Source organism: Pseudoalteromonas sp. (genome assembly GCF_036960685.1).
Classification (GTDB): Bacteria; Pseudomonadota; Gammaproteobacteria; order Enterobacterales; family Alteromonadaceae; genus Pseudoalteromonas.
In genome coordinates this window covers 105977-130070 of sequence record NZ_JBALXK010000004.1, presented here as the reverse complement: position 1 = coordinate 130070, position 24094 = coordinate 105977, and the positions used below count along the sequence as shown (strand labels likewise).

Sequence of the window (24094 nt, the reverse complement as noted above, 5' to 3'; positions counted from 1 at the left end):
TATTGTTCAGTAAACCGGTATAAACTACAATGTAACTGGGCTTGTAATTTAAAATAAAAAATGTAATATGAAAACCGCTTAAATTTGTTTTGGTTTTATGGACAGTTATTAGGACAATGGAATGTTTGTTTTTGAAGAGTATGTTTCCCCTATTTCAGACACTGAGATTGCAGGTATTGACCCGCGCTCAGATGTCACTCCTGCGTCTACCTATTACGCGTTAAAAGATTTACGAAACCAATTACGTGCGGCAGAAAGAAATGCGCTTGTTGATGAAGAAGGCATTGCCACTCTAGCCAGAGATTGGTTGCCGTTGCTAGAGCTATCCAGTAAAGCGTTAAAAACAGAAAGTAAAGATATTGATTACTTAGCCTGGTTCATTGAAGCACTTTGCCGCGTACATGGCTTTAAAGGATTAGCATTTGGTTTTCAAGTTGCCCACACCTTACTCGATAATTATTTTGATGATTTATATCCAGCCCTAGATGCTGATGATGAAATCTCTGACAAAGTCTCAGCGTTAGTTGGCTTAAATGGTGTGGCTGGCGAAGGCACCTTAATCATACCGATCAAAAGTATAGCGCTGACAGAAAGTGTTAGTCTTGATTCATTTTCCTTTTGGGAATATCAGCAAGGTTATGACATATCTAGATTAAGCGAAGAGAAAAGAGACAAGAAGCTAACACAAGGTGCTGTCGACTTTGAGCTAATTGAAAAAAGTGCTACAGAAACAAGTACGGAATTTTTTGTAAATCTAAGAGACGATATAGCGGCTGCAATTGAACAATTTGCGATATTAAGTGATGTACTCGATCGCGTTACCGCGCAGTCACAACCGACTTCTAATATCAAACAAGCGTTGGAAGAGAGTCTAGCCGCTGTGAACCATATAGCAGCCGATAAACTCGCCGCCGCCCAAAAAGCGCAAGATTTAGCGCAAGTAGAACAAGAGGTGGTGTTAGATGATGGTGAGGTTACTCATAAACAAGTGGCCAAAGCACATAATTTAGAAATTAATTCTAGAGAAAATGCCATTGAAAAACTAAAAGAAATTGCCTCTTATTTTCGAAAAACAGAACCACACTCACCTATGTCATACACCATAGAGCAGGTAATTCGATGGAGCGAATTGTCGCTACCTGAATTATTAAATGAATTAATTACAGATAGTGATGCTAGGACTGGATACTTTAAGTTGTCTGGCATTAAGATCAGCGAAACTGAAACATAAGTAAAAGGAGTTCTCAATGAGTATCCACGATAAACTAAAACGAGTTCGTAAACCACGTGTGCACATCACCTACGATGTTGAAACCGAAGGTCTTGCGGTAAAGAAAGAATTACCGTTTGTAGTTGGCGTTATGGGTGATTTTTCAGGTGATAATACTGATGCACTTAAGCCACTAAAAGATAGACGATTTATTCAAATAGATCGTGAAAACTTTAATGATGTTTTAAAGCGCATGAGCCCGTCTTTAAAATTAAACGTAGATAATACGCTTAATGATGATGGTACTCAATTTGAAGTTAACTTGAACTTTAAATCGATCGATGACTTTGAGCCTGCAGCCGTAGTTAACCAAGTTGAACCACTGCGCAAGTTAATGGAAACGCGCAATAAATTACGCGATCTCATGACTAAAATTGACCGCTCAGAAGAACTTGAAAATGTGCTTGAAGAAGTTTTAAGTAACACTGCAAGTTTAGATTCAATTGCTAAGGAACTAAAATTAGAGGAGACTGAAAAATGAGTACAGAACAACTAAGTACTGAATTAGAGTCAACTTCAGAAGTAACTTCTTCGTTATTAGAGCAAGCAATTGGTGCTACCAAACAAACAGATGCGAGCCGTGCACAAGAGTTACTAAGAACATTAACTGAAGAAGCAATGAAAGGGACAGTCCAGTGGAATAAAAACATGACTGTGACATTCAATGAAGCGATTCAGTTAATCGATCAAAAAATATCAAAGCAGCTAAGTGTTGTAATGCACAGTGATGAATTTCAAAAGCTTGAAGGTTCATGGCGTGGTCTACATCACTTGGTAATGAATTCAGATACAAGTGCAACACTAAAAATTCGTGTACTTAACATGAAGAAAAAAGAGCTTCATAAAGATTTAAGTAAAGCAGTTGAATTTGATCAAAGCCAAACGTTTAAGAAAATTTATGAAGCTGAGTTTGGTACGCCTGGTGGCGAACCATATGGCACAATTGTTGGTGATTTTGAATTTACAAACCACCCAGAAGATGTTGAAACACTAAGCTTAATGTCTAATGTTGCAGCTGCTGGTTTCTGCCCATTTATTGCGGCATCATCGCCTTCTTTATTCGGTTTTGATAACTGGGAAGAGCTAACCAAACCACGCGATTTAGAAAAAGTATTTGAATCGTTAGAGTACACTAAATGGCGTTCATTCCGTGATAGTGATGACTCTCGTTTTGTATCGCTTACCATGCCGCGCTTCTTATCTCGCTTACCTTATGGTGCAGCTTCTAAGCCAGTTGAAGAATTTAATTACGAAGAGTTTGTAGTTGAGTCTTCAGATGGTCGTTCTACCAGCGCTGATAACAGCGAGTACTGTTGGAGTAATGCAGCATATGCAATGGCGACCAATATGGCTAAAGCATTCTCTCAATACGGTTTTTGTACAGCTATCCGTGGTGCGGAAGGCGGTGGTAAAGTTGAAGGTTTACCTACTCATATTTTCACTAGTGACGACGGCGACCCGGATCTTAAATGTCCTACAGAAATCGGTATCACAGATAGACGTGAAGCTGAATTAAGTAAGCTTGGTTTCTTACCGCTTTGTCACTATAAAAATACTGATTACGCCGTATTCTTTGGTGGCCAAAGTTGTCAAAAACCACAACTTTATTCAACGCCAGATGCGACTGCTAACGCTGCTATTTCTGCACGTTTACCATACCTTATGGCAACATCACGTTTTGCGCATTACTTAAAAGTTATGGCGCGCGATAAAATTGGTAGCTTCATGGAAGCGGAAGATGTTGAGTCTTGGTTAAACCGTTGGATCCTATCGTATGTCAATGCGACAGAGGGCGGTGGTCAAGATATTAGAGCACGTTATCCATTAGCGGATGCCAAAGTATCTGTTAAAGAAATACCGGGTCAACCAGGTGCATACAATGCAGTTGCGTGGTTACGACCTTGGCTACAAATGGAAGAGCTCACCTCTTCTTTACGTTTAGTAGCTAAAATACCTGAGATCGGTTAATCATCCGATCTTTAGCGTTAAGGATAATGCTGTAAAATGAATCACGAAGAGTTTTCATTTATAAATCAAGATGTTACTTTTTTTCAAAAGTCGCATTCTCGTATAAGTGATAATGATGCTTTGCTTGACCGTTTTTTGAATGAAAAAAACTTAGACAAGGCTTTGTTGTTATGGCTTGAAGGCTCTTCTGATTCACCTATTACATGGAGTAAGGAATCACTTAGTCCTTATTTACAAAAAGTTATCGTTGAACTCGATCAGCTAATATCAAATCAGTTAAATTTAATTATTCATCAACCGCGCTTTCAAAAATTAGAAGCAAGTTGGCGTAACTTATGGTGGTTGCTGTTACAAACAGAGCAATACGACAAAGAAAATAAAGTAAAAATAAAAGTATTGAACTGTGATTGGGCAACGCTTTCAAAAGATGTCAATAAAGCAATCGATTTTGACCAAAGCTTATTTTTTCAATTGTTGTACCAAAGTGAATTTGATAGTGCCGGTGGTGAACCTTTTGGAGTCGTCATAGGTGATTACGAAATCAGTAATATGTTTTCGCAAGGATCTATTTACAACGATATCGACACAATTAAAGAAATATCACGCACAGCCGCAGCGGCTTTTGCACCGTTTATTTGCTCGGCTTCTGCAAGTTTATTTGGTGCTGATAATTTTTCCGATTTAGGTTATCACTCAGATTTGTTTAATCAATTTGATCAACCTGAATATATTAAGTGGCAAAGCTTTAGAAGCATGGAAGAAGCTCGGTTTGTAGGGCTTACTTTGCCTCATGTTTTAGTGCGCCCGCCATATAAGAATGACGGTAAACGGCATCAAGATTTTTATTTTAAAGAGCAAATTAATGACCCTGAAACAGATATGTTGTGGGGAAATGCAGCTTATCAATTTGTTTCAACGATTATTCGTGCTTACTGTGATAGTGGTTGGTTTGGGCATATTCGTGGCATGGAACCCGGGAAAGTATCCAAGGGATTAGTGACTGGGTTAGCCCAAGATAATTTTGCCAATGATATTTATCAAAAGGAATCAAAGCCGCCACTTGATTTATTGGTAACGAGTAAGTTTGAAAAACAGTTTTCGGAACTTGGGTTTATCCCCACTTCATCTGTTACTAACACAGAGCATATTGTTTTTTATAGTAATGCATCAGTTCAAAAAACAAAAAACTATGAATCAAGTGCAGCAAACATCAATGCTCGTTTGTCATCTATGTTGCAATACATTTTGTGTGTCTCTCGGTTTGCTCATTATTTAAAGCTGTTAGCAAGAGACCGAGTTGGTTCATACAACACAGCACAAGCATGTGAGCGTGATTTACAGGCGTGGATCAACAATTATACAACCGCGTCAGACTCAGCGTCTGAGTATGTGAGAAGTAAGTATCCGCTGAGTAATGCAAAAATTAAAGTAAGCGAGAATAAGGCAAATCCCGGTCATTATTTTTCAGTTTTGCAGTTACAGCCTCATTTTCAATTAGATCAAATGGTCTCCAGTATTAAATTAATAACAGAGCTCAGTCCTCATCACAAAATAAAGGAATAGTCATGAAAAAAATAACCAGCCTCATTCGAGAGGGAAAACTTGCAGAAGCTTTAGCTTCTTGTGCAACTGAGCTGCAAGATGAACCATTAAATTATGATGTAAGAAGTCTTTATTCAGAACTTCTTTGCATAAATGGTGAGCTTGAAAAAGCCGATAAGCAGATTGATTTTATGGTGCAAAAGAACCCTGAGTTTGCCGTTGGTGCAATTAATTTAAGGCATTTAATTCGCGCTCAACAATCAAGAATTGATTTCTATCAAGGAAAGGGCATCCCTAAACTGTTTCATGACGCAGATGCACTCGATACCCTGTTTTTAAAAATGCATGTTGCTTTGCAAGAAGGCGAGATTGAGCAAGCGGCTGGACTTGCACAAGAAATGGAAGAATTTAGAAGCTCACAAGGTGACGGCACTGCAACGCGTGACTTGGATGATACGCTAGGACCGTATTTAGAGGTACTGGGTACTAATGGTGAATTTTATCTAGCTAACTTTAATGAAATTGATTCCTTAAAAATAGAGCCAGTAGAATCTTTACTTGAAACCATTTGGTTAAGAGTTGAAATCACAATTAAAGAGGGTCCATCTGGTACTGCCCACATACCACTTATTTATGCTAACTCTGAATCTGATCTCGAAAAACTTGGTCAAGTATCAGACTGGCAAGAACTTAATACTGATTTTATGGTAGGGAAAGGAATGAAAATGGTTTTTGCTAATGATGAAGCAATCACCATCCCTGACTTACAAATAAGCTCGTTAGAAACAGCGTAACAAAGTTAAATTCTCATGATAGAGCATAAGCAACAGCTACAAGCATCCATCCTCGATCGATTGATTGACGATGAGCCGAATTTTCAAGATGCACCCTCTCGTACTGAAGGGATCACAATTAGTGAGCTTCGTAAAAATGTGCGCAGAGACATTGAAGCTTTGCTAAATGCTCGTATTCAATGGCACACCTGGCCTGCTCAGTATAATGAATTGTCTACGTCATGCTTATCCTATGGTTTGCCTGATTTTTCAAGTATGTCAGTGAGCTCCCATGAAGGACGTGCACTGTTATGCGAGACGGTTAGAAATACAATTTTAAAGTTTGAACCACGCTTTCTAGAAGTCGAAGTATTTACAGATGAAGATGTGCCAATAAACCGGGTGCTTAATTTAAGGATCAATGCCCTTTTATACGCGGATCCTGAGCCGGAATTTATTAGTTTTGATTCAGAAGTAGAGCCCGTGAACCTTGGCATGAAGATTATTGAGGCGTCATTATGAACGATGAACTATTAAAATATTACAATCGTGAATTAGCATTTGTGCGTCACTTAGGTAAAGATTTCTCTGAAAAATACCCAAAAGTAGCAGGTCGTTTAAAGCTGAGTGAGGATCATATTGAAGATCCACACGTATCGCGATTAATCGAGTCTTTTGCTTTTTTAACGGCCAACATTCGCCAAAAATTAGATGATAGTTTCCCTGAGTTGACGGATGCTTTACTAGGGCAAATGTTGCCTAATTACCAAGCGCCCATTCCGTCGATGTCAGTTGTTAAGTTAGAAGCTGAAAATTTATCTACGGCGGGCGTGGTTATTCCAAGAGCCAGTGAAGTTGAAACCAATGTTGAGTCTATGAAGCAGTGTAAGTTTCAGACATGCTATGAAACTTACTTATGGCCGGTAGAAATTACCCATGCTCAGTTTGATAACAGCCCATTTGTTGCGCCTAAACCTCGTTGGCACGAACGTGCTAAATCAATATTCAAGCTTGAACTAACGGGTGAATACAAAGGTGTATCACTGGCTGAAACAGGTCTTGAAAAACTGAGAGTGTTTATTAATGGGCAATGGCATCACACATTAAAAGTGTACGAATTACTTTTTAAGCACGCTATTGGTATAGCCATAGATAATGGTGAAGAAGGGATTAAATATTTATCAAAAAACCAGCTTAAAGCGGTTGGTTTTGACCCGCATGAAGCCGTTGTTCCTTATTCGCAACGTTCATCCGGTGGTTATCGTTTACTTGTTGAGAACTTTACGTTTCCTGAGAAATTTCGCTTTTTTGAAATTGACGGTATCGCAGCTTCGTTACCTAAGTTATCAAACCGATGCGAAATTTATATTTACCTTGATACCGAGTCAAATGAGCTTGAAAAGCAAGTCGATAAGAACATGTTTTTGCTCGGCTGCACTCCAATCATTAACTTGTTTGAGCAAGAATTAGAGCCAATCCGGCCACAAATAAGTGAATATGAATACCAATTAACACCGCGTTATATGGACTCTGAGATCTCTGAAGTGATTGCCATTTCTGAAGTGATTGCGTTTGATCATAAAGGCAATAAACAAGTGGTATCGCCTTTTTATGGTCAAACTCATCCAAAGTATCAAGGCCATAATGATTTATTTTGGCATATTCGTCGAGAAACAGCCTCATGGGCTGGAGGCTATGTAGAGTCGGGTACTGAGACTTTTATGTCACTTGTTGATGCTACATTTGAAAACAGTGCATTAGAATATGGTGAAGGTAACTCTGTTTTAACGGTAAGAGCGAAATGCAGTAACAGGAACTTGCCTGCCAGTATGCCGTTTGGCGATGATGAATTGGGTTTATTAATGCCTGAGCGCGGGGACGTAATAAAAAAAATCCGTTGCCTCACTCCCTTTACCCATGCTGTTCGGCCAATTCTAGCCGATGCAACAAGATGGCAGTTAGTGAATCATTTAACGTTAGATACCTTCACTGGTGATGATGCTTGTAATCGATTAAAAGAAATTTTAAGGCTTTATGACTTTAGAGCGACGCCTCAAAGTAAAGGTATGATTGATAATATTTATCGATTAAAAATAGCCCCTTCAACAGCACGAGTTGTACAACAGGGGCGGGTAAGTTTTGCTACAGGTAGTGAAATTGAAATCACATTTGCCAATGATGATTTCTCTGGTAGTGGTATGTTTTTCTTTGCTGCGATTTTAGATCATTTCTTTGCACAATTTGCTGCAATTAATAGTTACACACGCCTAAGTCTTAGATTGAAAGAGCAGGAACAAGTTTATTATCAATGGCCTGCGCGAGTGGGAGATAATCCACTTTTATGATCAAGCATCTAATTTCTCAAGCCTCACAAATTGATTTTTATAAAGCTGTTTTTATCGTTGAAAAGCAACTTAAAAAGCGTGGTTTAGAATATCGCCATGTCGGTTACGATAGTAGCCCAAAGTTAGAGTTGATTAAATTTACGGCAACTCAAAAATTTGGTTATCCAGGTAATGCAATTACCAAGCTTGAAGAAATTGGCTTTGAAGACGGCCTACATAAAGTGCAAATGCAAGTTTCGTTTATGGGCTTAACGGGATGCTCAGGCGCATTACCGCAGTTTTATAGTGAATTAGTAATGCAGCGCCTACGCTATAAAGACACCACTATGCGTGACTTTTACGACATGTTTAACCACCGTTTAGTCTCTTTATATTACCGTGCATGGAAAAAATATAAGCCCTCGCTTAATCATACCAACAGCGCTCGAAATAAAGATCCCTACACACAAATTTTAGGTTTGTTAAGTGGTGGTTATAACGAACATCAACTGTATTTTTCTGGTTTATATAGCCGAAAAATCAGAAACGCAGCTGATTTACAAAACATTCTATCATCGTATTTAGATTGCCAGGTCACCATTAAGCAAATGGTTGGTCAATGGCATACTTTAGATGCACAAGAGCAAACTTGTTTAGCGAGCCAAGCGTTATATGAGGGCCAACATGCTCGCTTAGGTATAGATACAATGTTAGGTAAAAAAGTGTGGGATACCTCCTCGAACATTGAAGTAAATATTGCTACAGATGATCCGAAAAAGGCCAAATTATTGCTACCAAATGGAACGCTATTCAAGTTAGCTAACACGATCACCAAGGATTATGTGGGCAATGCCATCAATTTTCGTTTAGTTATTGAATCGCACTTTGAAAGTTTAGGTTCTGCAACGCTAGCGCAGAGTAATTGTCAGCTGGGAGCGAATAGTTTCTTAGCGGTTCAGCATGACAAATTAAAATCAAACCCTACTAAGTTATCGTTTAAAGGATAATTAAAATTAAAAGGAACAGAGTATGTCTTCGATGACACTGAATAAATTAGTTGAAAAACTGAGTCCCGATTGCAGAAAAAGCCTTGAAGCGGCTGTCGCAATTTGTAATAGCCGCAGCCATTTTACGGTTGAACTTGAGCATTGGTTATTAGCGATGGTAGAGCAGCAGCTTGATGATGTTAGGCTTATTTTTGGTTCATTTGATATCGATATTGAGCAAGTGAAACAGGATTTAAATCAGTCGCTGGAATCTTTCAAAACTGGGAGTGAGTCTTCGCCTAGTTTATCTGTGCACGTAACTAGTTTATTAAGACAATCATGGTTAAGCACCAGCATCGAGTTTACCGATCAGCAAATTCGCAGCGCATACGTTATTTATACATTAACGAAAGATGACACCTTATCTAGTTTGGTTACCCGCTGTAGTAAGTTATTTAATAAAATTGATCCGGGTCAGCTGTTACATGCTTGGCCTGAAATAGTGGCGCAATCACAAGAGCGAAATCACGCAACGCAAAATGCGACAGCAGCACAAGCAAGCATGAATTCTAAAACGCCAAACCTTGAACAATTTACGGTAGATCTCACAGCACAAGCACGCTCAGGTAAAATTGATCCTATTTTAGGACGAGATTTTGAAATTAGACAAATGATCGACATTTTAACCCGACGACGTCAAAACAACCCGATTTTAACAGGTGAAGCTGGGGTTGGTAAAACAGCGGTTGTCGAAGGTTTAGCACTTAGAATTGCGCAAAAAGATGTTCCCGCTGTGCTGCAAAATGTAAAAATTCATAGCTTAGATTTAGCGCTTCTACAAGCCGGTGCTGGAATGAAAGGTGAGTTTGAGAATCGCTTAAAATCATTAATTAATGAAGTTAAGAACTCTGCTGACCCTGTTATCTTATTTATCGACGAAGCACACACAATGATCGGCAGTGGTGGTCAAGCAGGTCAAAACGACGCGGCTAATTTACTAAAACCAGCATTGGCACGTGGTGAATTACGTACAATTGCTGCAACCACCTGGGCAGAGTATAAAAAGTTTTTTGAAAAAGACGCCGCACTGACCCGCCGTTTTCAGGTTGTTAAAGTCGAAGAGCCAACACCAGAAAAAGCAGTTGCGATGTTACGTGGTTTAGTTCCTGTGATGGAGCGCCACCATAAAGTATTTATTTCTGAGCAGGCGCTAGAAAGTGCTGTTCATCTTTCGCATCGATACATCACAGCCAGACAATTACCAGATAAGGCCGTTGCACTTTTGGATACGGCCTGTGCCCGCGTTGCAATGAGCCAAGCGTCTACACCTAACACGATAGAACAACTCGTAAATCGTCTGAGTGTGATTGAAACGCAAGTTAAAATGTTAAATCGTGAGCAAAAAACGGGCTTAGATCATTCTCTGCAGTTAGATACACTAAAAGCTGAGCTTATTAGTATTGACCAGCAATTACAGCCGCTCAATGAACAATTTAAACTTGAGAAAGAAATCGTCTCAGAGTTAAATCAGGCGCTGGAACTTGTTAATACGCAAGAGCAAGAAGCGTCTCAAGAAATGCTTGAATCACTTAAACTCAGTAAAGAAAAACTCGCCACGTTTGAGCAAAATATGGTGCACTGGCAGGTCAGTGAAGAGCTTATAGCACAAGTTATCTCAGACTGGACGGGTATTCCTGTTGGTAAAATGCATGAAGATGAAATTCATGGCATTTTGAACTTAGCAACGCATATGAAGCAACGTGTTGTTGGCCAAGATCATGCACTGGATTTGATTGCTAAAGTTGTGCAAACCTCTCGGGCGCAGCTTGCCGATGAAAGTCGCCCTAACGGTATATTTATGCTCGCAGGTCCAAGTGGGGTAGGTAAAACTGAGACCGCTTTAGCACTGGCACAGGAAGTATATGGCAGTGAAGAAAATGTCACTGTGATCAACATGTCTGAATTTAAAGAAGAGCATAAAGTCTCACTATTATTAGGCTCACCTCCTGGTTATGTTGGTTATGGTGAGGGGGGAATTCTAACTGAAGCGGTTAGAAGAAAACCTTATAGTGTGGTGCTGTTAGACGAAATGGAAAAAGCGCATCCTGGTGTACAAGATATCTTCTATCAAGTATTTGATAAAGGTACCATCAAAGATGGTGAAGGGCGCGATATTGACTTTAAAAACACCATTATCATTATGACTTCAAATGTGGGTACAGATACCACTATGAGCCTATTTGAAGATGAAGAAAGTAAGCCAAGTATCAAAGGATTATCAAAAGCTCTGCAAGATGATTTACTGGCTGCTTTCAAACCTGCATTTTTAGGTCGTATTAATGTAATTCCTTATATCCCATTAAGTGACGATATTCTTACAGAGATCGCAGCGATACAATTGGCTAAAATAATCAAGCGTGTAGAAAAAAATTATAATGCAGTATTGACTTATAATAATGACGTTATTGATTATATAGTTGCAAATTGCCAAAACGCTGGCTCAGGCGCTAGGAATATTCATACAATATTGCAAAATAAAGTTTTACCAATGCTGTCTGAAATCTTGCTTTTCAGTATGATTGAAAATAACGAAATTAATAATATATTGTTGAAAGTTAAAGATAATGAATTTGAGCTTAATATAGATTAAAATAAATTTATAAATAACTATAGAATAAGGTTGTTTATTAGGTTTTACGGTATTATAATTTTGGTGCCTTAAATCACTACATGGAATTTTGAGATATTGTCTTCATCTAAGGAAAGGATTTTTAGGGCCTTTTCATCGCAGTATTAGAGATAATGATTTCAAAGGAATTTTGGGAAACCAAAGAAAAGAATCCAGGCTAAATGGATAACATTGTTTAATAAAAAGGAGCATTATCAAATGCAAGCAAATACATATTTAAAGTACGGTTCAATCAAAGGCGAAACTACAGCTGAGTCTTTTAAAGATTTAATCACAGTATTATCTTTAGATTGGAACGTAAGCCGTGAAATTAGCGCTGCGACTGGTACAGCAATGGACCGTGAGTCTAGCTCTACTCGTCTAGGTGACGTAACAATTACTAAACTTCAAGATAAAGCATCTCCGGATCTTTTCAAAGAAGCAACAATTGGTAAAGGTCTTCCAGCTATTTTCCATATCACTAAGCAAGGTGATAAAGTTGAAGAAATCATGAAAATCGAACTTACCGATGCAATGATTTCTAGCTATTCAGTATCAGTACAAAACGATCGTCCGATCGAAACAATCACAATCAGCTACACTGAAATGATGATGACTGTTACACCTACAGACGACAAAAATAACATTACTGCTCCACTTGTATATGGATACAGCGGTGTTAAAGGTCAACAAATGTAATATTTGTTGTCTAATAATGGCTCTGAGCATTGCTCAGAGCTTTTTTTGATCTCTAGGATGGGAAAAGCAAGGAATGCAAAAAGCTACACAAGATAAGAACGTAATTCAAATTAGCACCCCTGCTGGTAAAGACGCCCTTTATTTAACTCGCTTTGTTGCCCAAGAAGCAATGTCTGACCTATTTGTAATGTCTGCTAACATGTACACAGTTGGCAAGCAGATAGCTCACGAAGACTTAGTGGGTAAACCTGTATCTATTAAAGTAAGAAATGCTGAGGGTGGGGGTGAGCGTTATTACCACGGGATTGTTAGTCATCTTGTGTCGAACGGCAGCCGTACAGCCGACATTGACGAACAAAAAAACTATATCGATTATCAGGCTACGATTGTTCCATTTGCTGCGTCAATGCGAAATCGTAAGAATAGTCGTATATATCAAAAGAAAACAGTTAAAGATATTTTTGCTGATTTATTTGGTCAGCATAATGTCGCCTTTTCAGATAAAACCAGCAAAACTTATCCAAAATATGAATACTGTGTTCAGTATCAAGAGTCTGATTTTGATTTTATTCAGCGCTTGCTGCAGCAAGAAGGTATTTTTTATTTTTTCGAGCATAGTAATAGTGCCCATACTCTTGTATTAGCTGATGATATTACCGCTTATGAAGTGTGCGATGAAAGTAAAGTTGAGTATTCAACAGGCCACCTAAGTACGTCACATATTTCGCGTTGGCAAGGTGGTTTGAGTTTAGCACCTGGCAGCTTTAAGCGTGTTGGTTATGATTTTAAACAACCATCACGATACCCTGATGGTGAGCAAGCTAATCCTGAGTTACCAACACAATCAGTCTCTGAAGTATTCGAATATACAGGTGAAGCAGAGTGTCATCCGAGAGCTGCAAATTTAGCCTCAGTACAATTAGAGTCGCTACAACGCGACATGAAGTTATCAAGTGGCCGAAGTGATTGTCGCTCTTTTACTGTTGGTAAATTATTTAGTTTTAAAAAGCACGAAGATCCGAGATTAGAAGGTAAAACATTTGTTATTACCTCGATGATGACATCGATCACTGTGCCTAATCAGTCCGGCGCACAGCAAGCTGGTGCAGAAGAAGTATATTCAAACCACTTTGAATGTGTACCAAAAGAAATTCCATACAGAGCACAAATTAATAAGAAAAAGCCTGTAATTAATGGGGTGCAAACAGCAATTGTCACCGGCGACAGCGCTGATGAAATCATGATTGACCAGTATGGTCGTGTAAAAGTGCAATTTGATTGGGACCGTGAAGGTAAAAAAGACTCTAAAAGTTCATGCTGGATCCGTGTTGCCCAAAACTGGGCAGGCAAAAAATGGGGCGCATTTTTCTTCCCTCGAGTAGGGCAAGAAGTTTTAGTTGATTTTATAAATGGCGACCCTGATCAGCCAATTATAAGTGGTGCCATTTATAATGCTGATTTAATGCCTCCTTATGCGCTGCCAGCTGAAAAAACACAAAGTGGTATTAAAACACGTTCGACCAAAGAGGGTGGAGCAGATAACTTTAACGAACTGCGTTTTGAAGACAAAAAGGGCAGTGAGCTAGTTTATATCCAGGCGGAAAAAGATAAACAGCTATATGTTAAAAATGACCAAAATGATAAAACTGATAACGACCATAATGTCGAAATCGGTAATGATAATAAAGTCCTAATCGGCAATGACCGTACCGTCGACGTTGGCAATAACGATACTCTAAATGTAAAAACTAATCGTGTTAGTGAGATTGGCGATAACGATACGGTTAAAGTTGGTAAAACATTAAATATTGAAGCGGGTGATGAAATTGTAATAAAAACGGGCTCTGCGCAAATAAAAATGAGCAGCAGCGGAAATATTACAATTGAAGGTACTAATATCGATATTAAAGGCAGCAATATTAAAGTTGATGGTAGTGCAATTACATTGTCTGCTGGCATGATTAAGTTGAATTAGTGCAGATATGGAAATTATAAACGGCTTTAAATCTGGGGTTAGAAGCGGGATAAACAATAATGGATATGTTGTATATTGCCGTTATGGCCTTCCTCATTTAATTTGTTTACCGATAAATAGGCCAGATGATCCACTACTTAATCCTGCGTTAAGCCATTTGAAAGCATTGAATGGTTATTATGCTAAGCAGTTTTTTATTAATTTACACCCAGCTTTAAATAGCGCAGATATAGTGTCTGTTCTTTATCAGTATGTGATGCAAAGTTCAGTTTCACTTAATGATTATAGTCAAGCTGAATTAATCGAGCTGTTATCTTTTTTAACTGCACAAAGTAAGCTGCTAATTATTCCTCTATATGAATAATACAGTCCTGTAAATGTGAATAATGCTGTTGCATAAATATTAATAAGACAAGGAGTCATAATGGGTAAGCCCGCCGCTACAATTGGTCACATGCATGTTTGCCCAAAAACCACGGGAACCGTTCCTCATGTTGGAGGCCCAGTGGTTGCAGGCTCTGGTAACGTATTAATTGGTGGTATGCCGGCTGCGCGTAAAGGCGATATGTTGGTATGTATTGGCCCTCCGGATAGTATTAAATCTGGATCAGGAAGCGTTAAAATTAATGGTAAGCCAGCGGCTAGAATGGGCGATGATAGTTCACATGGTGGAAAAATTGTTATTGGTAACCCTACTGTATTGATCGGTGGCTGATTTTGTTATCTATCTATTTAAGTGATCATCAAGCGCAGCTTATAAAAATTAGTAATGCCCAGCGCTGCCCGTTTACTTCTGTAGGTTATGTTAAAACACTGCAAAATAGGCTATTAGAGTCATGTTGGCTTACGGCTAAGAAAAAGCAAGTCGAGCAACAATTCATTCAGCCAAAATTAGAGCAACTAGTCTCGTTATTGAATGACGATATAAGCCCAGATACAATTTCACAAGCATGTATCGAGATCATGGCTAACTTGCCGCAAAATATTAATCTTATTTTTATTAATAATTTGCTTAAGGAGACTAGCTTACAAAGTGTTGCCAAGCTGATTATCCGTAAAGTGTTATTACAGCAGCATAGTTCTAATTTAATCACGTTAATTGACTTACAAACCTTATATTTTGCTTTTTCGACAAGTAAAAATCCAGCAATTCAAGCCCTTGTCGAAAGTGAATTGACAGTCTTTGTCGATGCTCAAACGGATTTAAACGACGTTGTCACTGGTTTTAATTTTTTGTGCCAAAGTGAGCTCGTTAACTCCCCGTTAATGTCACTTTTTTTATTGTCGTTATCCTGGGATCAGGTTAATGCGATCGGCAACCATGCCAGTCGAAACTTACCGACAGTGGATGTATTGCAGGTATTGTTACAAAGTGGCTTTGTTAAATTGCTGCCACTGGTCAATACATCGCTCAGTAAAGTAGAAAATCCGAGTAGCTTAATTGCCCTAATGAGAAGAATGTTAGGCGATAAGCTTGATTTGCTCGTTGATTTTGAAACGCAAATAAGCGCTTGGCAAGGAGAGCAACAAGCATGTGCGGATTTTAAACAGCAGCTACAGCTCAACTGGCCAAAGCATGAGGAGCAGCTAGCCTCATTGCGATTAGTTGCAGGGAATACTGTAACCGCCAAGCTTAATGCAATAGAAATCTCAGCAATGGATTGCTATAGCCAAGCGGTGTTTAATTTATACCGCTACTATCAGCATCTGACTGCTAAAAAGTTAAATGCAGGAGTATCGGCATGAAAGCTTTTAACATTGCGATAGAATCGTTTTCGAGTTTGCATGAACATGATATCGATGAGTTATTATACGGTGAAACTAGGTCTGTTAATGAGCACTCCCGTTGGCAATCTTGGGATGCGTGTTTGTATGATTGCATAATAAAATCCAAAGAATTATTTGCAAAGCTTAAAGACCCACAAGCGCCATTAGTCTGGTTATTACCTGCGCTTGCTTATCAAGATGAACTTAAGCAACTTTTAACAAATAGTTTGAAACAGCTTTATCCTGAACATGTAAGCCACACATTATTTTATGGTGCAGCTGGCGCGACTGCATTATTAGCATTAGCGCGAAAAAATGCTTGGCAAAAAGTAAACGTAATAGCACTAGATGCAACGTTTAAAGTAAATAAGCAGGGAGAGTATAGCTATCAAGGTGTGGCCGGAATTCTCGCTGTGGTTAAAGCTAAAAACACAGGGTGGATGCAAACAAGTCATCATTTAGCGCCTTCAATTGATTTTGCTAAACATGATCAGTTACCAAGCATACTTGAAAAAATAGCACAAACTGCGCAACCCACGATAGAGCTTATTTTTGCCCCAGGAAATGGCATTGAGCCTGAAAGTGACGTGTGGTTAAACAGTTTACAGTTACTTGACCAAGTAATAAATGAACATACACATTATGAATTACCTAACTATAAATTAGGAAAAATGGGTGCCTTAGAAGGAATTGTCAATTTATATCAATTGACCACAAGCCCCGCAATTGTTGAACGCTATACGCATGCGTTGGTGATTTCGCAAGAGCAAGCAAAATATCAAGCCGCGGCATCATACTTATGGATAAGTGAGGAAGTACACAACAATGCAAAGTAATATCGTTGTTTTACAAGGAGCAAGTTACCCTGTTTGTTTTGTTGCTGGGAAAGGATCAGCACCACCGGGTTACTTTAGTGTTGTTGCTAATACCCAAGATAGTGCAAAAGCGCAAATAGCCCAAATTGGCGGTACATTAAGTGCTGATGTAGCAAAGCGACTGGATCTTATAAACTTGTTAAATAGTGTGGGCGTTCACTGTCCACGCAGTGCATCTGCACGAGAGTCTGCCAGTGTACTTAGCCAGGCATTAATTGCTGGCAGTGTGAACTGTTATCATCAAAAAGCAAAATCAGCGCTTCAGGTTAGCGATAATACAAACAGTGGTAGCGCAAACGGCTCTGGTAAGGCAAATAAAAAGTCAGGCAAAAATGGGGCTACTAAAGCGTCAGGTAAAAGTGCTACACAGGCCCCTGTAAACAAAACCGGTGCTGCCAGCAGCACAGCTGCCAGTGAAACGCCCATCGATCAACAAGAATGCCGCTCAGATCCTGTATCAATGTTATCTGGAGAAGAAATTCTTCCGTTAATCGATTTTACACTTGCAGGCAGTAAACAATTAATTTGGCGACGTTTATATCGCTCATCGCACGCTGATATATGCAGCACTATGGGTAATGGTTGGCGCCATGACTTTATGGTCAATTTAACGGAGCATTATTTACCGCCACCGATCGTTGGGCCAAAACAAAAAGGCACCTACTGGTTAGAGTACCAAGATGAGCACGGCGCTAAGCACCGCTTTGAAAAAGTAAAACCTGGACAATCCAGCTACCAACTAAGCAGTAACCTTGCGTTGCATTACCAAACCAATGGTAAGCAAGTGTTGGTTACACCTGATGATCAGCATTTAACCTTTAAAGCAGGTGAGAATTCTTGGTTGCTGGAAAAGATAATCAACGAAAAAGGTCAAAGCATTCAGTTTTACTATGATTCGAAAGAGCGCCTTTATCGTATTGAAGTAAACAAAGCGCGTGGTTGTATACTTAGTTATAACCAGCAAGGCTTGTTAAGCAAAATAGCGCCTTACCACACAAATGAAAACAACAAACAGCAATTGCTATCACCACTACTAGCAAGTTATGAATATGATGAAAACAACAACCTTATACACGCTACAAATCAACAAAATGAGGTTGAACGTTACACTTATAACGCCGCTAATTTATTAACGAAACGGACTCGAGCCAGTGGGTTTAGTCATCATTTTGAATGGGATAGTTATTCTCCAAGCGCTAAATGCATAAAACAGTGGGGTGATAACAACACCTACACCTATGAGTTTGAATATAACCCTGAGATAGGTGAAACAACCTGTATAGATTCTCATGGGAATAAAGAGCATTTTGTCCATAATGCACAAGGTAAATTAGTTAAACGCACCGACCCGAATGGCAATGTATGGCAGTACTCATACAATGCTCAAGGGCAAAAAATAGCGGAAATAAAGCCTGATAACAGCCAAGTAAAATTCAGTTATACGGCTTATGGCCAATTGGAATCAATAACTCAGCCTGATGGCAGCCAAACTCATTTTGCGTATAACCAATTAGGCCAACGAGTATTAACCACGTTACCTGACGGCCAAACAATAGCACGCAAGTACAGCGTTGCAGGCTTGCTGCAAAGCGAAACCTTTGGTGACGGCCGCACTGCACTTTATAGCCACGACAAATTAGGGCAATTAACTCAGCACGTAGATGTAACAGGGCAAATAACCAAGTTTGTGTGGAATGAGCAAGGAGAATTACTTGCCAAACATCACAATGATGAACTTGTTCGCTACAGCTATGATAAGTTGGGCCGTGTAAATGCGACAATAAATAACGCCGGGCTGCTTACTCAGTATAAATACAACGACCACGGGCAACTAACGCAAACCATCGCCTTTGACGAAAAAGACCCTGAACACAAGCAGCATCAGCATTTTAGTTATGATGAAGCTGGGCGGTTGATTAGCTCGCAAGACAGTAACGGTGACACCACCGAGCAACACTTTGAAGGGCTGAGCCAGCCCCATTGTGTTATTCAGCCCGATGGCAGTGCGCTGCATTTAACCTATGATAAAGAGCGTAACTTAACTGCCATTGAGCGCAGCGACGGTCATGTATATCGTATTAGTTACGACGCCAACGAAAACCCAACGCAAGTTATTGGATTTGATGGCACATTGCAGCGTTATAAATACGATGCCTGTAACCGCTTAACGTCGGTAACACAAAGTGATAAACGCCATGTAAAAATAGAGCGTGATAAATTAGGCCGCGTGACTGCACAGCATGCAAGTTTGGCAACCGATACGCACATCGTTAATAACGCCAATTACTACAGTTATAACCTGCAAGGTAAAATTACCCGTGCGCATAATGCACAATCAACATTAAAGCAGCAGTTTGATAAAGGCGGGCGGTTACTGCGTGCTGAGCAAGTACATAATCAGCAACAAGCGCATACCCTAAAATACAGTTACGATGAATACGGCAGAAGGCAATCATTGACCTTGCCAGATTCAAGTACGCTTAAATACAGCTACAATAAATTTGGTCAGCTAAGTGCTATTCACTTACTCCAAGCCAACAGCACGGCTGTTGAACTTGCACAGCTTAGCTACGACAGCCAAGGCAATATTCAAACGCAAAAGTTTGGTAATGATGTAACTCTTACCCACCAATTTGACGTATTTAACCGCTTAACACAGCAACAGTTAACCCATCCTGCACAAGCGCTATTTGATACCTGCACGTACAATTACGACAGCGTAAATCAGTTGATTGCGCGTAAAGAGGGAGGTGTTAGTAGCCATAATATCAATTTTGAGTACAACAGCCTTGGCCAGTTAATTCAGCAAAATCTAGCAAGTTCTGAGGTTGATACGACCACGCAATACCAGTGGGATAGTTTTGGTAACCCAGTTTGCCAGTCGACGGTTCAAAATAACGAACTGGCCGAGCAGCAAACTACTCAGCCAAATGATGATAGCGATGCCATCAATAAGGTTGAAAGCAGTCAGTCAGAAAGCAAAATTAATGTAAGCCATAGTGAGTATAGCGATTCAAGTGTAGCAACTGCTGCAAGTGACCTAAATGAAGGCAATGGGGTGATAAGCAGTGCCACAGAAGCTGACCGTTTAACCCACTTTGGCGACAGCGACTTTTACTACGACGAATTTGGTAACCAAATACGCGAAACTGGCAAAGGCATAAAAACCCGCCGTGAATACAACGCATTTAACCAGTTAAGTTGCTTTAACAACAACGGCACGCTTACTCAATACGACTACGACCCACTCGGTCGTCGTATCGCCAAGCACACCGAGCAGGGTAAAATTGACTACATTTGGGATAACGACCATTTAATTGGTGAATACCAACACGGTGAATATACTTGGTATATTAACCTGCCAAATCAATTTCAGCCAGTCGCACTGATTAAACAAGGTGAGGTGTACTACTACCACTTAGACCAACTGAATACTCCACGTTTTGTCACCAACAACAAAGCAGAAGTGGTATGGGAAAACCAAGCCGATGTGTATGGTTATGAAGAATCAGAGATAAGCAATACAAACACCTTTACTCAGCCAATTCGTTTTCAAGGGCAATATTTAGACGAGGAAAGTGGCTTACACTACAACCGCTACCGCTACTACAGCCCCAAACAACAACGCTTCATAAACCAAGATCCAATAGGGCTAGTGGGTGGCATAAATCATTATCAATATGCGCCTAATCCAGTTAATTGGGTAGATCCGTTTGGGTTGATGTGTAAAGAAGGTGAAGTCTCACTGAAAGAGGCGTTGAATAACAGTACTCAATTAGGGGGTATTACACCTGAACTTTCAGAGCAGTTATTACAAGCTGCTTATGACGGGCAATTAACTCCAAAAGAAATTAAAAATAGTTTAATAGAAGATAGCTCTCATAAGCTTATTAAAAAAGTAAATGATGCCAAGCCTGAGTATTCTATAGAGGGTCCTAGTTCTTTAGCAGATGTTCTTGATAAGTTAGAGCTGGCGAAACAGAGAATTGATGATAATGGCGGTTATGTTCCTAAATACTCAGATGATGAATTGCGTTCAATGGCATCATCGGGGCAACCTCCAACGGATAGGTTCGTTGTTAGGTTTTCCACAGCTCCTAAAAATAATGAAACTAAGGAAGTAATTATACCTGAATTGAATGAAGGGCCTGTTGGTCATTTACGAGAGTCTTCAGGCCGCCATCCTCTCTGGATGAGTACTTTTGATCAAATAGAATATGCTGATAGTGATCCTAAAATAATTGCTGATGTGTTTGGCACCAATTATGATCCCAACCAAGATTATGTTTTATATGTTATAGACAGAGGAGAAGATCACGAACAGAATGGTTCTGATGTTTTTGTACCTACTTTTTCAAATATAAAAGAAAAGTTAAAAATTGAGTTCGCAGGTGAACTAGATCCACATCTAGTTGATAAAGTTATGACGCCGGAATATTCTGAGAAATTTAGAAAGCATTGGTCTGACTTCAATACACATCTTTCCGATAGGGGATTACATTGGACTGAAAGTTTTAAAGAGGATAGAGCTCAAGCCTTTGCTGTTGAGCACTTCTCAGATTCTGGTCAAGCAGATGAGTTTTTAACTAGGCAGGTGATCTTATCTGAGATCGGTGCTTGGGAAGTCTTCACAGGGGATGGTTTAACTGAAATGAAGTCGAAACAAGGTAAACCTGGTGCACTTGAAACTCTTGAGATTCAGCATAGCCCAGTGTCAGTGAAAGAGTTGATAGCACAGAAAAAAATATTAGAAATACCATTAAAACATAGCTAGTTACCGGATTAATATGAAACAGTTTAGTTTAGTAAACACAGAAAAAGAAAGACTTAAATATAAGCATGTGAAGTTGATACCACAAAATAAAAGTGGCAATGACTTTTTTGATCTGTATTTAAGTAAAGAGCATATAATTATCTATATTTACTCGATAAATAAGCTTGATATATTAGAAAATCAAATTGAAATTCCAATCGATGCTGTTGAATGGCTTGAAAATACTATTGTCAACGGCTTCTGGAAAAAACCAACAGATGGTGGTTTACCAAAAAATCAACACGCGGTTTCCAAAGTCTTTAAAAATGAAGAAATTCTAATTAGTCGTAGCTCAAATGCAGGCACCTATGAAAAAGGAGGCTTTAATATTAGAAATAAAGCCAGAAGCTCATATATCCTCTCATCTAGGCCACAATCTATCCAGATAACTGATGATGTAGTTAAATTACATCTTTTAAAATTTTTTAGAGAGATTTTATTGTAGGTCATTAATTTTAAAGTGATTTAAAATGCAATAATTGGAGTGAATGTTTTTGTAAATTAGTTAAATCTGAACTTGTAATTTTAAGCCAAAAGAAAACTAGTGGAGTCAGGCCTTGTCTTATCAATAAAATATGAAATGGCTTTGATGAGTGGATGCTAGAGATACTCAATCACGTAAAAAAATAATATTAAAAAGGATTTAAAAATGTCATCAATAAGAATAACTCAATCTGTTGGATTGGGTGGTACTAACAGTTTAACTGATGTAAAAACTGTACAAACCGCGTTGAATAAATTACTAAAACTTATCCCGCCTACACAGGCTTTAATTGTGGATGGCCGCTTAAACCCTCGCCCTGAAAACTCTAAAACCGTAGCCGCTATAAAGTTATTTCAAAGCAAAGTATTAAACATGGTACGCCCCGATGGGAAAATAGATCCAAATGGCCGCACTCATAAAAAAATTAATGAAAAGCTTATAGCCATGGTAGTTAAAAATAACTTTAAGCTACCAATTGCCTGTACAGATGTTCAAAAGTTATCAGAGTCGGATTATCAAGATATTGCCAAGGAGCTTGGTTGTAAAGTTGCAGCTATAAAAGCAGTCGCTGAAGTTGAGTCATCAGGTGACGCATTTTTCTCAAATGGCAAGTCGAAGATTCTGTTTGAAGCTCATATTTTCTCTCGTCTGACAAATCATATTTATGATACAAGTCATCCATCTATCTCTAGTAGAAGCTGGAACCGTAGTTTATATACTGGAGGAGCTCAGGAATATGCAAGGCTCGAAAAAGCAATGGAATTGAACGTTGTTGAGGCCTTAAAAGCAGCTTCTTGGGGGCGTTTTCAAATCATGGGATTTAACTACAGTGCGTCTGGTTTTGCAAGTGTTGAACAGTTTGTGAAAGCAATGTTTAACTCTGAAAGAAAGCAGCTTGATGCGTTTGTTAGTTTTGTAAAGAGTAAAGGGTTAGATAAGTATTTATTGACATTAAATTGGGCTGCATTCGCTAAAGGTTATAATGGCGCGCAGTATGCACAAAATAAGTATGATATTAAACTACAGAAGGCATTTGAAAAGTATGATAAAAAGTAACGTCGCAAAGTTTATTTTGGCTATTCCCTTGTGCTTTATTGCGTCATGCAATGCAGCTCAAAGTAGTTCGCAAGTTATATTTAAATGTAATACTGATGAGCCTACACCCATTGAGCTGGTTGTTAGTAAAGTAGGTAATAAACTTCACTTAGATAAATTCACTATAAATGCGACCACAGCTATTGATTTAATGGACCTTAAAACTGTAAAAAAATCGAGCTATCATCGCTCTTTAGTTACTGAGCATAGCTTGACTTTTAGTGATGATGGAATTGAAGTTATAGTGAGTGATTACTATAGCGAGGAGTTTGATGCAGTAACAAAGGAAAAAACAGTCACACTACAAAAGAAAGACACAAAAAAATACTGGGTTTGTGACAGTACCGCTATGAGTAAATTAGCTTCTATTGAAGATTTTTAGCCAATTCAAAACGCTGATTACGTTTATTGTTTTATTGAGCCTTAGTCTTTGTACAAAGGCTCAACATATTGACTTATTAGAGCTAAGGGTTTTTAAAAAAGTAGTTAGTAGTGCTGATTATTTGGCTAAAGTCAAAATCACAAATGTTGAAATTTTTCGTGAGGAGGATGAATCTGAAAAGCACGTTTACTCAGCTGAAGTGCTAGCAACATACAAAGGTAAATCTCATAAAAGGCTAAGCTATGAGATGTTTGTGGAGCAAGGTGAAGATATTGTTTTTAACTCTGCATCAATTTATGTAGCACTTTGTTTAGATGAAAATGGAACATATTATTGGCCAGGCACTGGCTCTGAATTTAAACCTTCGTTAGTTATTGATGCATGGCTAACTGAAAATAAAAGTAATGTGGAAAAAGTAAGTACTAACGTAGGTTGGTGCGAATAGCACTGTGCAGTAATTATTAAATTTAAAT

General features: G+C 38.9%; 20 protein-coding genes. All 20 read left to right on the top strand.

Going from position 1 to position 24094, the window contains the following annotated elements:
• Positions 1–121: 121 nt before the first annotated feature.
• Entirely contained in the window at positions 122–1231 is a 1110-nt protein-coding gene (gene tssA / locus V7783_RS05610; protein WP_335677876.1) for a type VI secretion system protein TssA, read from the top strand.
• A gap of 16 nt (positions 1232–1247) precedes the next feature.
• Positions 1248–1751, top strand: a complete 504-nt coding sequence (gene tssB / locus V7783_RS05605; RefSeq protein WP_335677875.1) for a type VI secretion system contractile sheath small subunit — start codon at positions 1248–1250, stop codon at positions 1749–1751.
• On the top strand, positions 1748–3238 hold the full coding sequence (tssC, locus tag V7783_RS05600; RefSeq protein WP_335677874.1) for a type VI secretion system contractile sheath large subunit: 1491 nt from the start codon (positions 1748–1750) through the stop codon (positions 3236–3238). The genes tssB and tssC (V7783_RS05600) overlap by 4 nt, the downstream gene beginning before the upstream one ends.
• A gap of 36 nt (positions 3239–3274) precedes the next feature.
• Positions 3275–4801, top strand: a complete 1527-nt coding sequence (gene tssC, locus V7783_RS05595; RefSeq protein WP_335677873.1) for a type VI secretion system contractile sheath large subunit — start codon at positions 3275–3277, stop codon at positions 4799–4801.
• 2 nt (positions 4802–4803) lie between these two features.
• Positions 4804–5574, top strand: coding sequence for a type VI secretion system accessory protein TagJ (locus tag V7783_RS05590; protein ID WP_335677872.1), 771 nt, complete (start codon positions 4804–4806; stop codon positions 5572–5574).
• Between the two features lie 15 nt (positions 5575–5589).
• The gene (gene tssE / locus V7783_RS05585; RefSeq protein WP_064664610.1) at positions 5590–6075 is read left to right on the top strand and encodes a type VI secretion system baseplate subunit TssE; all 486 of its coding nucleotides are present in this window, start codon (positions 5590–5592) and stop codon (positions 6073–6075) included.
• On the top strand, positions 6072–7898 hold the full coding sequence (tssF, locus tag V7783_RS05580; protein ID WP_335677871.1) for a type VI secretion system baseplate subunit TssF: 1827 nt from the start codon (positions 6072–6074) through the stop codon (positions 7896–7898). The genes tssE and tssF overlap by 4 nt, the downstream gene beginning before the upstream one ends.
• On the top strand, positions 7895–8884 hold the full coding sequence (gene tssG, locus V7783_RS05575) for a type VI secretion system baseplate subunit TssG (protein WP_335677870.1): 990 nt from the start codon (positions 7895–7897) through the stop codon (positions 8882–8884). Before tssF ends, tssG begins: the two co-directional genes overlap by 4 nt.
• Positions 8885–8906: 22 nt before the next feature.
• The gene (tssH, locus tag V7783_RS05570) at positions 8907–11513 is read left to right on the top strand and encodes a type VI secretion system ATPase TssH (RefSeq protein ID WP_335677869.1); all 2607 of its coding nucleotides are present in this window, start codon (positions 8907–8909) and stop codon (positions 11511–11513) included.
• 237 nt (positions 11514–11750) lie between these two features.
• Entirely contained in the window at positions 11751–12230 is a 480-nt protein-coding gene (locus V7783_RS05565) for an Hcp family type VI secretion system effector (protein ID WP_024032870.1), read from the top strand.
• A 73-nt stretch (positions 12231–12303) separates the two neighbouring features.
• Complete coding sequence (locus V7783_RS05560; protein ID WP_335677868.1) at positions 12304–14205, top strand: type VI secretion system Vgr family protein; 1902 nt, start codon at positions 12304–12306, stop codon at positions 14203–14205.
• A gap of 7 nt (positions 14206–14212) precedes the next feature.
• Positions 14213–14569 (top strand): hypothetical protein, encoded by a 357-nt coding sequence (locus V7783_RS05555; protein WP_064664605.1) that lies wholly within the window; start codon positions 14213–14215, stop codon positions 14567–14569.
• 60 nt (positions 14570–14629) lie between these two features.
• A complete protein-coding gene (locus tag V7783_RS05550; RefSeq protein WP_064664604.1) occupies positions 14630–14920 on the top strand; it encodes a PAAR domain-containing protein in 291 nt (96 codons plus the stop codon).
• 2 nt (positions 14921–14922) lie between these two features.
• Positions 14923–15951: a hypothetical protein gene (locus tag V7783_RS05545; RefSeq protein WP_335677867.1), complete on the top strand. Its 1029-nt coding sequence runs from the start codon at positions 14923–14925 to the stop codon at positions 15949–15951.
• A complete protein-coding gene (locus V7783_RS05540) occupies positions 15948–16808 on the top strand; it encodes a hypothetical protein (protein WP_335677866.1) in 861 nt (286 codons plus the stop codon). The genes V7783_RS05545 and V7783_RS05540 overlap by 4 nt, the downstream gene beginning before the upstream one ends.
• The gene (locus tag V7783_RS05535; RefSeq protein ID WP_335677865.1) at positions 16798–21621 is read left to right on the top strand and encodes an RHS repeat-associated core domain-containing protein; all 4824 of its coding nucleotides are present in this window, start codon (positions 16798–16800) and stop codon (positions 21619–21621) included. The genes V7783_RS05540 and V7783_RS05535 overlap by 11 nt, the downstream gene beginning before the upstream one ends.
• A 13-nt stretch (positions 21622–21634) precedes the next feature.
• On the top strand, positions 21635–22105 hold the full coding sequence (locus tag V7783_RS05530) for a hypothetical protein (RefSeq protein ID WP_076918752.1): 471 nt from the start codon (positions 21635–21637) through the stop codon (positions 22103–22105).
• Between the two features lie 204 nt (positions 22106–22309).
• A complete protein-coding gene (locus tag V7783_RS05525) occupies positions 22310–23200 on the top strand; it encodes an N-acetylmuramidase domain-containing protein (protein ID WP_335677864.1) in 891 nt (296 codons plus the stop codon).
• Entirely contained in the window at positions 23187–23621 is a 435-nt protein-coding gene (locus V7783_RS05520) for a hypothetical protein (protein WP_335677863.1), read from the top strand. Before V7783_RS05525 ends, V7783_RS05520 begins: the two co-directional genes overlap by 14 nt.
• Positions 23608–24066 carry a hypothetical protein gene (locus V7783_RS05515; protein WP_335677862.1) on the top strand — a complete coding sequence of 153 codons (459 nt, stop codon included), beginning with the start codon at positions 23608–23610 and terminating at the stop codon, positions 24064–24066. The genes V7783_RS05520 and V7783_RS05515 overlap by 14 nt, the downstream gene beginning before the upstream one ends.
• Positions 24067–24094 lie beyond the last annotated feature (28 nt).

Bases quoted from the DNA above. Each gene is read 5' to 3' on its own strand.
- tssA (WP_335677876.1), top strand. From the start codon at position 122: ATGTTTGTTTTTGAAGAGTATGTTTCCCCTATTTCAGACACTGAGATT.
- tssB (WP_335677875.1), top strand. From the start codon at position 1,248: ATGAGTATCCACGATAAACTAAAACGAGTTCGTAAACCACGTGTGCAC.
- tssC (WP_335677874.1), top strand. From the start codon at position 1,748: ATGAGTACAGAACAACTAAGTACTGAATTAGAGTCAACTTCAGAAGTA.
- tssC (WP_335677873.1), top strand. From the start codon at position 3,275: ATGAATCACGAAGAGTTTTCATTTATAAATCAAGATGTTACTTTTTTT.
- V7783_RS05590 (WP_335677872.1), top strand. From the start codon at position 4,804: ATGAAAAAAATAACCAGCCTCATTCGAGAGGGAAAACTTGCAGAAGCT.
- tssE (WP_064664610.1), top strand. From the start codon at position 5,590: ATGATAGAGCATAAGCAACAGCTACAAGCATCCATCCTCGATCGATTG.
- tssF (WP_335677871.1), top strand. From the start codon at position 6,072: ATGAACGATGAACTATTAAAATATTACAATCGTGAATTAGCATTTGTG.
- tssG (WP_335677870.1), top strand. From the start codon at position 7,895: ATGATCAAGCATCTAATTTCTCAAGCCTCACAAATTGATTTTTATAAA.
- tssH (WP_335677869.1), top strand. From the start codon at position 8,907: ATGTCTTCGATGACACTGAATAAATTAGTTGAAAAACTGAGTCCCGAT.
- V7783_RS05565 (WP_024032870.1), top strand. From the start codon at position 11,751: ATGCAAGCAAATACATATTTAAAGTACGGTTCAATCAAAGGCGAAACT.
- V7783_RS05560 (WP_335677868.1), top strand. From the start codon at position 12,304: ATGCAAAAAGCTACACAAGATAAGAACGTAATTCAAATTAGCACCCCT.
- V7783_RS05555 (WP_064664605.1), top strand. From the start codon at position 14,213: ATGGAAATTATAAACGGCTTTAAATCTGGGGTTAGAAGCGGGATAAAC.
- V7783_RS05550 (WP_064664604.1), top strand. From the start codon at position 14,630: ATGGGTAAGCCCGCCGCTACAATTGGTCACATGCATGTTTGCCCAAAA.
- V7783_RS05540 (WP_335677866.1), top strand. From the start codon at position 15,948: ATGAAAGCTTTTAACATTGCGATAGAATCGTTTTCGAGTTTGCATGAA.
- V7783_RS05535 (WP_335677865.1), top strand. From the start codon at position 16,798: ATGCAAAGTAATATCGTTGTTTTACAAGGAGCAAGTTACCCTGTTTGT.
- V7783_RS05530 (WP_076918752.1), top strand. From the start codon at position 21,635: ATGAAACAGTTTAGTTTAGTAAACACAGAAAAAGAAAGACTTAAATAT.
- V7783_RS05525 (WP_335677864.1), top strand. From the start codon at position 22,310: ATGTCATCAATAAGAATAACTCAATCTGTTGGATTGGGTGGTACTAAC.
- V7783_RS05520 (WP_335677863.1), top strand. From the start codon at position 23,187: ATGATAAAAAGTAACGTCGCAAAGTTTATTTTGGCTATTCCCTTGTGC.